This is a genomic window from Streptomyces fuscigenes (assembly GCF_021556455.1).
Taxonomy (GTDB): domain Bacteria; phylum Actinomycetota; class Actinomycetes; order Streptomycetales; family Streptomycetaceae; genus Streptomyces; species Streptomyces fuscigenes.
In genome coordinates this window covers 1-11,834 of the sequence record NZ_JAKGCV010000155.1, presented here as the reverse complement: position 1 = coordinate 11,834, position 11,834 = coordinate 1, and the positions used below count along the sequence as shown (strand labels likewise).

Annotated in this window: 8 protein-coding genes, 1 pseudogene and 1 riboswitch; of the genes and pseudogenes, 4 read left to right on the top strand and 5 right to left on the bottom strand. The window is 74.2% G+C overall.

The features are described from left to right. A partial coding sequence (gene aroQ / locus L1885_RS14855) for a gamma subclass chorismate mutase AroQ (protein ID WP_235797575.1) occupies positions 1 to 557 on the top strand: 557 nt, incomplete at its 5' end. Positions 558 to 750: 193 nt separating this feature from the next. On the opposite strand, the gene L1885_RS14850 is transcribed toward aroQ, so the two are convergent. Further along, positions 751 to 1,659, bottom strand: a complete 909-nt coding sequence (locus L1885_RS14850) for a helix-turn-helix transcriptional regulator (RefSeq protein ID WP_235797574.1) — start codon at positions 1,657 to 1,659, stop codon at positions 751 to 753. Between the two features lie 135 nt (positions 1,660 to 1,794). Between L1885_RS14850 and L1885_RS14845 the strand changes: the two genes are divergently transcribed. Further along, complete coding sequence (locus L1885_RS14845) at positions 1,795 to 2,493, top strand: SDR family NAD(P)-dependent oxidoreductase (RefSeq protein ID WP_235797573.1); 699 nt, start codon at positions 1,795 to 1,797, stop codon at positions 2,491 to 2,493. Between the two features lie 196 nt (positions 2,494 to 2,689). Here the strand turns inward: L1885_RS14845 and L1885_RS14840 are convergent. Continuing rightward, positions 2,690 to 3,031: pseudogene (locus L1885_RS14840) on the bottom strand (metalloregulator ArsR/SmtB family transcription factor); the annotation flags it as partial. Between the two features lie 97 nt (positions 3,032 to 3,128). Beyond that, a riboswitch (cobalamin riboswitch) is annotated at positions 3,129 to 3,361 on the top strand. A 29-nt stretch (positions 3,362 to 3,390) separates the two neighbouring features. On the opposite strand from L1885_RS14840, the gene nicT reads away from it, so the two are divergent. Continuing rightward, positions 3,391 to 4,608: a Nickel transporter NicT gene (gene nicT / locus L1885_RS14835; protein ID WP_235797577.1), complete on the top strand. Its 1,218-nt coding sequence runs from the start codon at positions 3,391 to 3,393 to the stop codon at positions 4,606 to 4,608. Between the two features lie 109 nt (positions 4,609 to 4,717). Here the strand turns inward: nicT and L1885_RS14830 are convergent, their stop codons facing one another. The 3 genes from L1885_RS14830 to L1885_RS29200 form a co-directional block, all read right to left on the bottom strand. Further along, positions 4,718 to 5,326, bottom strand: coding sequence for a hypothetical protein (locus L1885_RS14830; protein WP_235797572.1), 609 nt, complete (start codon positions 5,324 to 5,326; stop codon positions 4,718 to 4,720). Between the two features lie 424 nt (positions 5,327 to 5,750). Then, a complete protein-coding gene (locus L1885_RS14825) occupies positions 5,751 to 7,580 on the bottom strand; it encodes a DUF8823 domain-containing protein (RefSeq protein WP_372481949.1) in 1,830 nt (609 codons plus the stop codon). A gap of 399 nt (positions 7,581 to 7,979) precedes the next feature. Then, positions 7,980 to 10,787 carry a D-alanyl-D-alanine carboxypeptidase gene (locus tag L1885_RS29200; RefSeq protein WP_235797571.1) on the bottom strand — a complete coding sequence of 936 codons (2,808 nt, stop codon included), beginning with the start codon at positions 10,785 to 10,787 and terminating at the stop codon, positions 7,980 to 7,982. 209 nt (positions 10,788 to 10,996) lie between these two features. Between L1885_RS29200 and L1885_RS14815 the strand changes: the two genes are divergently transcribed. Then, positions 10,997 to 11,746 (top strand): GOLPH3/VPS74 family protein, encoded by a 750-nt coding sequence (locus L1885_RS14815; RefSeq protein ID WP_235797570.1) that lies wholly within the window; start codon positions 10,997 to 10,999, stop codon positions 11,744 to 11,746. Positions 11,747 to 11,834 lie beyond the last annotated feature (88 nt).

Genomic DNA, 11,834 nt, shown 5'->3' with positions numbered 1-11,834 from the left:
CGGCGGCGCCCGGCCACGGCGCGGTTCCCGCCGCTGCCGCGGCCGCGGCGTCGTTCGGGGCGGCCGGCTCGCTCGGGCCCCTGGGCCCGCTCACCGAGCTGGCCATCCGCCGCATCCGGCTGAGCAGCCAGGTCGCCGCCGCCAAGCGCGGAACCGGGACGCCCGTGGACGACCCGGCGCGAGAACGGCAGGAGCTGGAGCGCGTACGGCAGCAGGCCACCCGCCTCGGCCTCGACCCGGACGCGACCGCCCGCTTCTTCGGCGACCAGATCGCCGCGAGCAAGGTCGTGCAGCGCGCGCTGCTGGCGGCCTGGGACGCCGATCCGTCGTCGGCGCCCAGTGACCACCCGAGCCTGACCTCGCTGCGCACCGACCTGGACGCGGTCACGCAGCAGATCCTGCGGGAGCTGGTGTCGACACGGCAGGTAAGGGAGCCGTCCGCCGGCTGCTCGGCCGCGCTGGAGGAGGCCGCGGCGACCGGCGCGGCCACGCACCGCCTCGACGCGCTGCACCGCGAGGCGCTGCGGGTGGCACTGCGTTCGGTCTGCGCCGACTGACCGGCGAAGACGTGAAGAAGCGGCGAAGAAGCGGCGAAGGAGCGTCGAAGAGCCGTACGAGTGGCGTAGGCGCGCACGGGCGTAGAGGCATGGGGACGACGACGCGCGCACGGGCGTAGAGGCATAGGGACGTACGGGGAGCGCAGGGCCGCAGAGGGCCGTACCCGGTCCGAGGGGGACGCGCTGTCGCGGGTCAGTCCGTTTCGGCCGGGGAGAGGTCCTGGGTGCCGATGGTCGCGAGCAGTTCGAACTGACGGGCCGTGCGCGAGTGGGGCGCCGCCGAGTACACCGCGATGCGCAGGTCGCTGCCCGGCACGGTGATCGTGTCGCAGTCGACCGTCACGGGGCCGAGCTGCGGGTGGTGGATCGTCTTGCGGTCGGCGCTGTGGAACCCGACGACGTGCGACTGCCACAACTCCTCGAAGCGCGGGCTCACCTCGCGCAGGTCACCGATCAGGGCGCGCAGCTCGCGGTCGCCCGGGTAGCGGACGGCCGAGGAGCGCAGGTCGGAGACGACGGCGGTCTGGAAGCGCACCAGCTGGTCCGGCTCGTGCGTGACGCGGCCGGTGAGGCCCGCGAAGTGGCGCCAGGCCACGCTGCGTTCGCGTCCGCGCAGGGTGGACGGGTCGCCGACCAGCGCCGCCCACGGCGGATTCCAGGAGATCGTGTTCCAGTAGGCGTCGTGCACCGCGATGGGGTTGCGGCCCAGCTGGTCGAGGAGGCGCTGCACGGTCGGGGGGATGTACTGGGAGACCTGCCCGTCGGCCGGCGGGGCCTGCCCCGCCAGCAGGAACAGGTGGTCGCGCTCGACGCGGGTCAGCCGCAGGGCGCGGGCGAGGGCGTGCAGCACCTGCGACGAGGGGGCGGTCGCCCGCCCGCGCTCCAGGCGTACGACGTAGTCCACGGACAGCCCGGCGAGCTGCGCAAGCTCCTCGCGGCGCAGGCCCGGCGCCCGACGGGTGCCGGAGGTCGTGCCCGCGGGCAGCCCTGCCTCGGCGGGCCCGGTGCGGTCCCGCCAGTGCCGCAGGGCGCGGCCCAGGTCGCCGTGGTCGAGGTCCGGGCCAGGGCTCTCGCCCCGCGCGGGGTGCGGTGGTCGGCTCACCCCTCCAGTATCGGCGCCCCGGCGCGTCACAGCCTGGTACTGCCGGTCCCCCCGCCGGCCCGGCCCACCGTGCCGCCGTCCCCGCGCCGAGGAGGGATCTGCCTGCGGCGGCCGGGCCCGCCGAGGGTGGACGCCATGACCATCACCGTGATCACCGGGGCCAACAAGGGCCTCGGCTACGAGACAGCCCGCCGACTGATCGAGCGAGGACACACCGTGTACGTGGGGGCGCGCGACGCCGCCCGCGGGGAGCGCGCAGCCGGGGAGCTGGGCGCCCGGCCGCTGCTGATCGACGTGACCGACGAGGACTCGGTGCGGGCGGCCGCCGAGACGGTACGGGCCGGGGCCGGGCGCGTGGACCTGCTCGTGAACAACGCGGGCATCACCGGCCGGCCCGTCAGGCCGGACGAACCGGAGGTCGAGGTGATGCGCCGCGTCTACGAGACGAACGTCTTCGGGCCCGTGCGCACCGTCCACGCGTTCCTGCCGCTGCTGTCGGGCCCGGACGCCGTCGTCGTGAACGTCAGCAGCGGGCTCGGGTCCGTGGGCGTCGCGGCGGACCCGGCGCTGCGCGCTTCGCTCCGGGGCTGGGCGCCGTTCCCCGCGTACGCCTCGTCGAAGGCCGCCCTGAACATGCTGAGCGTGCTGTACGCGCAGACCTTCCCCGGCGTCGACTTCCGCGCGGTGGACCCCGGTTACACGGCCACGGACTTCAACGGGCACCGCGGGTTCCAGACGGTCGAGGAGGGGGCGCGGTCCATCGTCGAGGTGGCCGTGGGCGAGCGGAAGGCGGGTCCGCTGTTCGCGGCGGCCGACGGCGATCTGCCCTGGTGAGACCCCGGGGACCTGCCCCGGCCACCCTCCTTGCCGGGCCGTCACGCGCCCCGGCCGGTCAGCCGCTCGTCGGCGTCAGGTGCTCCTTTGACGAGGGGTGTTGGCCGGGGGAGGCGTGCCGGCCGGGCGACGGGTCCTGGCCCGGGGCCGGGTGGGCGTGGGGCGCCTGGTGTTCGTGTGGTTGCGGTCGCGGCCCCACCTGGTCCAGGAGCGCCGTGAGGGTGTCGTCGACGATGCGGTAGCGGATGATCCTGCCGTCCCGCTCCCCCGCGACCGCGCCCGCGGAGCGCAGCAGGCGCAGCGCCTGGGAGACGGCCGGGTCCTTCATGCCGGTGGCGACGGCGAGGTCCGACACGGCCATCGACCCGACCCCGCGCAGCGCGAGCAGCAGCGCGAGCCGCCCCGGCTCCGCGAGCAGGGAGAAGCGGTCCGCGGCCGTTCGCACGTCGTCGGGGTGCCCGATGGCGGCGATGGCGTCGCAGACGCGGTGCCCGTCGATGATCCGGTGATCCGCGCGCTCGGCCGGTACGAGATGCATGCGTCCGATTGTCTCAGCAGCGGGCCGGGCGCGGCTCGTTGCTGTGAGACTCCACACCTGCGCATCTGTGCAGTCTTGCAAGCGATTCGCAGGAACCGTACTGTTGCCGGGCCGTGGTGTTCGGGAAGACCGGTGAGGACCTTGGGGTCCGAGGCCGGAGCGGCCCTCGCCACTGTGATCGGGAAGCTCCCCGTCCATGACATCCGGCCACGGGCCGCCCCCGCAAGGGCACCCGGAAGGCCGGACGGAGAGCGTGCCTTCGTACGCGGCAGCCACCCGCGCGCCGGCGGACCCGTCAGCCAGGAGACCGGCCACGGCATCTCACGAGTTGATCCACGAGGTGCTGGAGCGTGACCGAGTTGAGCCTGCCCCTGTCCACGTCCGTCCCGGAAAACGCGTCCGCACGGACGTCGGGCCCCTTCGCCTGGCGGCGTGAGGACACCGTCCGCACGGCGGGTCTGCTCGCGGTGATCGCCGGGCTGCATCTCGTCGCCTTCGGCGTCCTGTTCCTGCTGGTGGCGCCGCACCACTACGAGATCGGATCGAGCGCCTTCGGCGTCGGACTCGGCGTCACCGCGTACACGCTCGGCATGCGCCACGCGTTCGACGCGGACCACATAGCGGCGATCGACAACACCACCCGCAAGCTGATGGCGGACGGGAAGCGCCCGGTCTCCGTGGGCTTCTGGTTCGCGCTCGGCCACTCCAGCGTGGTCGTGGCGATGGCCGCGCTCGTCGCGGGCGGCGCGCGCCTGGCCGGCATCCTGATGGACGACGAATCCGGCGCGCACAAGACGCTCGGCACGGTCGGCACGTCCGTGTCCGGCGGTTTCCTCTACCTGATCGCCGCGCTCAACCTGGTGGCGCTCGCGGGCATCCTGCGGGTGTTCCGGTCGATGCGGCAGGGCCGCTTCGACGAGACGGAGCTGGAGGCGCACCTCGACTCGCGCGGCTTCATGAACCGCGTCCTGCGCCGCTTCACGCAGTCCATCACCCGGCCCGGCCAGATGTACCCGCTGGGCTTCCTGTTCGGGCTGGGCTTCGACACGGCCACCGAGGTCACGCTGATGGTGATGGCCGGCAGCGGCGCGGCGGCCGGGCTGCCCTGGTACGCGATCGTGAGCCTGCCGCTGCTGTTCGCGGCGGGCATGAGCCTGTTCGACACGCTCGACGGCACCTTCATGAACTTCGCGTACCAGTGGGCCTTCGCGAACCCGGTCCGCAAGGTCTTCTACAACCTGACGATCACCGGCCTGTCCATCGCGGTGGCCTTCTTCATCGGCACGATCGAACTGGTCGGCGTCCTGCACGACAAGCTGGACCTGCACGACGGTGTCACCGACTGGGTCGCCGGCCTCGACCTCGGCAACGTCGGCTACCTGATCGTCGGCCTGTTCGTGGCCGTGTGGGCCGCCGCGCTCGCGTACTGGCGGTTCGCGAAGGTCGAGCAGCGCTGGAACGTGCGCGCGGCGGGCGCCGCAGTGGCCGGCGCGGCGGGGAACGTGGCCGGGGACGCGGCGGGCACGGCGGCGGTGCGCGGCGGCGACGGCGGTGACGGGGCCGGCGGTACGGCCTGAGGCTCCCGCGCCCCCAAACACCGGTCGGGGAGGGCCGCGTGAGCGCGGCCCTCCCCGCGAGGGCGTCGTGGACGCGGCCCTCCCCGCGTCGCCGCGGGACCGGCGGCGGTCAGGCGGCCGCGGGGCGGGCGCTCAGCCGTCCGTACCGGCCCAGCATCGGCCGCAGCCGCGTGTCGAGGCTCCAGGTCGAGCCGGCGAACGCGTAGTACAGCGCGAGCGAGGCGAAGATGTAGCCGACGGACGGGCCCAGGTCCGTCATGCCCTGCTTCCACGGGAGATGGAAGCCCTCGGCGCCGGACCAGATGCCGAACGAGAACACGGCGCTTCCGATGAAGACGAGGTTGCTGAACGCGCCGAGGAGCAGTCCGAGGGCGATCAGGGTCTCGATGACGGCCGTGCCGACGGCGAACGCGCCCGGCGCCGACGTGCCGATGGCGTGCCACATCTGCAGCCACTGGTGGAAGACGGGGGTCTGCACGTCGGCGGACTTGCCCAGTTCGTCGCCGAGGGTCTGGCCGTGGATGAAGCCGGGCAGCCACTTGAAGGTCGCGTCGATGCCCCACAGGACGCCGAAGGCGATCCGGACGACGGCAGCGCCGTGCAGCCGGCCGAGTGTGAGGGCGGCGGGGGCGCCGTCCGCGAGGGAGCGCGAGGCGGTCGTGGTGCCGGCGGAGTCGGTGAGCGTGCTGCTGCCGGTGCTTGGGGCCGGTGTGGTCACGGGAGGCATCCGTTTCGGGGAGACGGGAACAGTGGGACGAGAACGGGCGGGATCCGCGAAGCCCGCGGGGGTGGCACCGGCCGATGCGGGATTAGGTTAGGCATACCTAATGAGGCTTCCCAAGTGCTCCGCCGTGTGAGGAACAACGCCGCCCGCCGATTGAGCAACGGCGGCTTCCCGTCCGTGAATAAGGTCCGCCCGCGCGAAGGACGGCTGGAGTTCCGCGCCGCCGCGACTGCGGGACCCCGGGGTTCACGCCCGGACGGGTGCCGCCCACCCGCACCCCGAGCGGGTCGGCCCACGGGCCAGGGCGGATCAGCCCCGCGGGCCCGGGCCGATCCGCCCACGGCCCGGGTTGATCGGCCCACGAGCCCCGGGGGGACCGGCCCGCGAGCCCGGGCGGATCAGTGCCCCGGCGGGGCGGCTAGCGCAGTTCCTCCGGGCAACCCGTGCCGCGCGGCAGCTGGTAGGGGGCCGCCACCCGGTACACGCCCGGCCTCGGCGCGAGGAGGATCGTCCACTCGTCGCCATCGTCGTTCTTGTTGGCCTTCGTCAGGCACCCGTCGGGGTTCGTGTACGTCCGCGGCCGGTCCGCGTCGGCGCCGCCCCGCGCGCGCAGGGCCTTGGACGCAGCGGTCTCCTCGGGCGGCCGCACACTCCTGCCGTCAGAGTCGACGAGGCCGAGCCAGGGCGAGTACGGGATACGGATGAGGACCCGGCCCGCCTTCTTGACGTGGATGGTGAACTCGCCGGCGCCCGCCCGGTCGACGGTGGCCGGCGGGTCGGCCATCGGCATGGGGTCCCGCACCGCGTAGAGCTGCCAGTTGGCGTCGCCCCAGAGCTTGCGCAGGTACGGCTCGCCGCCGCGCACGAGGGCCGCCTCGCGGGCCGCGCCCTCGTCCGGCCTGCCCTGCGGCAGGACGACGAAGTGCACGGCCCAGCGGTCGAGCCAGCCCCGGTAGTTGTCGGCGTTGAGGGTGTCGTCGTAGAAGAGGGGGTTGCGCGCGATGTCGGCCTGCCGGTTCCAGCCGCGCGCGAGGTCGACGTACGGCGAGAGCGCGGACGCCTCCCGGTGGCTGCGCTCGGGGACGACCTCCACGCGGCCCTTCGCGGCCCCCGCCTTCTGCAGTTGGTGCACCAGCGGTGCGAGCTCGCGCGTCCAGGACGCGTTGGGCGCGGTGATCACCATGTCGTCGACGCCCTTGAAGCCGGTCCACACGTTCACGCCGAGGAACGCCAGGATCAGCGCCCACCGGCGCAGCGAGCGACGGGCCGTGTGCGGGACGGCGGCGAGCAGCAGCACCGCGCCCACGACCATCGCGAGCCGGGAGACGTTGGAGCCGATCTGCGAGTCGACGGCCCAGGTGGCGACCGTGCCGAGCCCGTAGACGACGGCCGCGGCGCGGACGGTGCGCCAGTCCTTCGGCACGAGGACGACGACGACCACGGCGAACAGGAAGGGCAGCGCGGCCGTGCCGACCGACATCGGCTGCGTCCCGGAGAACGGGAACAGCCAGATCGAGAGCGCCTCGACGAGCAGCGGCGGCAGGCCGAGCGTGTACGCGGCGGGCCGCCGCCTGCACCAGAACAGCGCGACGGCCACGATGCCCAGGAACAGGCCCGCCACCGGGCTCGCGGCGGTCGCGAGGCCCGCGCACGGCGCGGCGATCGCGGCCTTGCGCCACCGGTTCTCGCGCCAGCGGCGCGGCCAGCAGAACACCGCGGCGACGGCGACCAGCGCGAACATCACGCCGAGGCCGAACGTCACGCGCCCCGACATGGCGTTGCAGAAGAACGCGAACACGCCCGCCATCGAGCACGCGACCGGATTGGTGACGGCCTTGACGCGGACGAGGACCAGCGCGGTGAGGGCGGCCGACACGGTCCCCGCGACGATCATGGTCGTCCGGACGCCGAGCACCGACATCAGATAGGGCGATACGACGCTGTAGGAGACCGGATGCATCCCGCCGTACCAGGCGAGGTTGTACGCGGAGTCGGGATGCCGCCCGACGAACTCGGCCCAGGCGTCCTGCGCGGCGATGTCGCCGCCGCTGTTCGCGAGGAAGAAGAACCAGACGAGGTGGGCGGCGAGGGCGACGGCGCCGGTCAGCAGGACGGGGTGGCGCCCGGCGAACGCGCGCAGACCCGCGCCGCCGCGCCCGGCGGGCGCTCCCGTGGTCCGCGCGGCCGGTGACGGCGAGGGGCCGGACAACGGCGGCAGCGCGGCCCCCGGCGGCTCAGCGGTGGTCACTGCGGCTCACTACGGCTCCACGTATTCCCTCGACGGTCCGGCGGATGGAAGGACGCCGGCGCCCCGCCGAACAGTTGCCGAACACTCCCCGACCCCGGTTCGGGACGCTAGCACGGGGGCGGCCCCGCGGTGTGGGCACGTACCGCGCGCGGGGGCGCGGAGAGGGCGTGCGAGGAGGGCGCGCGGCGCCCCCGCGGAGGATGCGCCGGGAGGACGCGCGGCGCCCGGCGGAGGCGCGTCGTGAGGGCGCGCGGACCGTGGCCGAAAGCGCGAACCGGCCCCGCGGGTCGCGGGGCCGGTTCGGGCTCGGCTCCGGAGGTCGCGGGGCCGCCGGGGCCCGGCCGATCCGGTGTGGCGGGTGGTGCCGCGCCGGATCGGCCCGAGGGGGTTCGTACCGGCTCAGAAGTGGCCGAGCTTGGCGCCGAACCCGGGCTCGACGACGGCGCGCTGGAGCGCGACCGGGACCGTGGTGCTGCTCAGGCCGTTGCCGACCGTCAGCGTCCCGACGCGGGTGCCCGCCTTCGCGGAGTGCGCGAGGGGATCGTCGCTCGTCAGCTGGAGCCGCTCGGTGAGGCCGCCCCAGCCGACCGCCTTGGCGTCGGCGGTGGCCACGACCGGCGTCGTGCCGCCGAGGCCGTCGTCGACCCGGCCGACGACCTGGCCCTTGTGCACGACCGTCGCCCGCTTCAGCTCGTTCTCGGCGGCGATCATCGCGGTCTTGCTGACCGCGTTCACGGTGTCGATGATCGGCGACTTGTGCTGGGCGAAGATCGCGCCGACGATCAGCTGGTCCTTGCCGTCGACCACCTTGTGCGCGGCGAAGACCAGGTTGCCGCCCGCGGCGGTGGTCGTACCGGTCTTGAGGCCGATGGCGCCGTTGTACGGGACGAGCGCGTTGTAGTTGCGGTGCGAGACCCCGGACGGGTCGGTCCACGACGGCAGGACCGTGATGGCCGTCAGCGCCGGGATCCCGACGATCTTCTGCCCGAGCAGCACCTGGTCCTGCGCGCTGCTGACCGTCGAGGACTTCAGGCCCGAGGGGTCCGTGTACGTGGTGTGGTCCATGCCCAGGTCCTTGGCGGTGGCGTTCATCTTCTTGACGAACGCGGCCTCGGAACCCGCGTCCCAACGCGCGAGCAGGCGGGCGATGTTGTTCGCGGACTGGACCATCAGCGCGGACAGGGCGTCCTTGAGGGTGAGCTTGTCGCCGGCGTGGACGGTGTTGAGCGTCGACTCGCCCTCGCTGTCGAGCCCGCCCTCCTGCTCGGCCTTCTTGTCGACCAGGATCGACGGGCCGTTCTGCCCGGTCTTCAGGGGGTGGTCCTTCAGCACGAGGTACGCCGTCATCAGCTTCGCGACGCTGCCGACCGGGACGGACTCCTCCTTGCCGAACAAGCCCATCGTGCCGAGGCCGGGCGCCGCCAGGTAGCCCTGCCCCTCGGAGGGCCAGGGCAGTTGGGGCCTGCTCCCCGCGAAGCTGTAGGTGGCCGGGGCCGTCAGCGCGAGCGTCGGCTCGGGCAGCGGGCGCACCGCCTGCACGACCACGAAGACGATCAGCAGCAGCAGGACGAGCGGCGTCCAGATCTTGAACCGGCGCGCGACGACGCGGACCGGGGTGTCCGGCGTGTTCGTCAGCTCCGCCAGCAGGTCCAGCGGGTCCTTGGGCGGTACGGGCTGCTGGCTGGTCCGCTCGGGGTCCACGACGGGCGTGATCGGCCCGCCGCCTCCCCCGGGCCCACCGGTGCCACGTGCCGGGCGACCGGGCTGCCCGGGCGTCGGGAGCGACGGCCAGGGCGAGGTGGCGGGGGGCGTGGTCGTGGAAGACGACGCCGACGCCGTCGAGGACGAGGAAGACGACGAAGGCGCATCGTCGCGCTTGAGCGGCACGAAGGTGCTGCCGGCGAGCGCCCCGCCCCCGGCCGAAGCCCGGTTCAGCGGCGGCTCGGAGGGCAGCTTGAGGGCGGTGGTCGGCTGGTCGACGGCCTTCTTCCCAGCCGGGCCGACCGTGCGGATCGCCGTCGTGGGCTGGTCCACACCGCCCTTGGCCCAGCCGGGAGCACGGTCGCCGGCCGGGGCGGAGGCGCCGCCGCCGGAAGACTTGCCGCCGCCGGAACTCGGGGCGCCGGCCGGGCTCTTGCCGCCGGAGGCCTTGCCGCCGGCCGCGCCCGCACCGCCGGACGGTGAGCCGCCGGAGCCGGCCGGGGCGTCCCCGGCCTTGCCGGGCCCGTCCTGCCCGGAGGCCTGCGCGGGCACACCGCCGGCACGCGGCTCGTCGACGGAACCGGAGCCGGAGTCGGAGTGCGAGTTGGCGCCGGAGTCGGAGTCGGAGCCAGTACGGGCGCCGGGGCCGGAGTCGGAACCGGACGCGGGCTCGGGCTCGGCTGCCGGCTCGGACGTCGGCCCGGGCGTGGAGGCCGGTTTCGGTGCGGCGTCGGCCTCGGGGGCGGGCGCGTCGGCCCCACCGGACGACGCGCGGCCGGGCTCCCCGTCCGTACCGGGCTCCGCGCCCTGCGGGGACTTCGCGTCCGTGCCGGGCTCGGCACCCGCGCTCGGCTCGGTGTCCGCACCGGCCCCGGAGGGGGCCTTCGGGGCGGTGCCGTCCGGGCGCGGGGTGGTGCCAGGAGCCTCGGCGCGGGAGTCCCCCGCCTCGGAGGCGTCGGTGTCGTCGGCGGGCCCGGAAGCCGGGGCCGCGGCCGTACGGGCCCCGGAGTCGGCGCCCGACGCGTCGGAGGCGGTCCCGGCGCCCGGAGCGTCGGGAACGGCGTCAGCGGCCCGCTCAGCCGCCTTCTTGGCCTCCTGGGCCTCAGGGGCCCCACCCGCCCCAGGCACTTCGCGAGCCGCAGAGGCCTCGCTCGCCGCGGCGGTCTCGCCGGCCTCGGAGATCTCAGACGTCTCCTCGGAGACCTCAGACGTCTCAGGTGCCTCTGATGCCGTCTCGGACGCCGCGTCGGCGGGGCGTCCGGGCGTGACGGGGGTCGTGGCGGCCGTCGGGGCGCCGCCCTCGGTTATGGCGGCTTCGGCGTCGGTCTCGGCTTCGCCGTCCGCGCCCGCGCCGGAGCCGGACCGCGCCTCGGTGTTCGCCTTCGCAACGTCCGCGCCGTCCGCCTCCGCTTCGCGCGGGGCGCCGGCGCGGGCGTCCCGTTCGTCCGGGCCCGTCTCCCCCGACGACTTCTGCTGTTCCGACTTGCCGGGGGACTCGCCCGCCACCGTGTCTCCTTCGTGTCGCTCCGCCGTATGGCGCCTACCGCGCCGGACCGCGCTGTCCGAACCGTCTCTCAGTTTCCCGTTCGGGACCGCCGCCCGTGTCCTAGACGAGAACGACATACATAACGGTTCCCGTACAAAGCACCCAGGCACTCTCGACAGACCAATGTGAGAGGGGTCACCCTGTCATTCATCCACGCGGGGAGGCATGGATGGGCAGGAGCCGCAGAACAATTCCGGAGGAGCTTCTGTTGCTCGCTCTGGACCCGACCACGGGTACCACAGCGCAGCCGCAGTCGCTCGACCTCGGCCTGGCCGGAGCACAGCTAGTGGAGCTGGCGCTGGCAGGCCGGATAGCCCCTGACGGGGATCGTATCGCCGTGGTGATGCCACGGCCGACCGGAGATCCGACTCTGGACTCCGCACTGGAGCTGCTGCGCAGACGCGGCAGCCCGGTCCGGGCTGTCCATTGGATCGGCGGGCCCCGACTGGGGCTGCGCCAGACGTATCTCTCGCATCTGGAGCGGTGCGGCATGGTTCATGCCGTGGCGGGTCAGATGTGCGGGGTGCTGCCGACGACGCGCTACCAGGCGACGGAGACGGCGGTCAGCCGGGAGATCAAGGCCCGGCTGGACAGTGCGATCCGCACCGGCGTACCGCCGGACCCGCGGACCGCGGCGCTCGCCGCGCTGGCCCACGCGGTCGGTCTCGGCAAGCACCTCTACCCGGGCAACGAGGGGCGTTCGTCGCGCTCCCGGCTACGGGACCTGATCAGGCACGACCCGATGGGCGGCCTCGTCGCGCACGCCGTGATGGACGTGCAGAACGGTGCCGCCGCACAGCCGCGCCGGGGTCCCGCCCAGAGCGCCGGTGCGCCCGGCGTCGCGGCGGGCGGACGGCCGGGCGGGGTTCCGATGCAGCCGAGCCGGGGCGGGAGCATGGCCCGCGTCCCGGCCCACTGAGGCACGCCACGGCGGTCGGGCCGGGCGGGGACGTCCAGCAGGGCGCCCGCCCGGCCCGTCCGTCCGTGCGGCCGTCCCGACCGTGCGT

Coding starts and splice junctions, on each gene's coding strand:
- L1885_RS14815 (WP_235797570.1), top strand. CDS start 10,997: ATGGGCAGGAGCCGCAGAACAATTCCGGAGGAGCTTCTGTTGCTCGCT.
- L1885_RS14845 (WP_235797573.1), top strand. CDS start 1,795: ATGACCATCACCGTGATCACCGGGGCCAACAAGGGCCTCGGCTACGAG.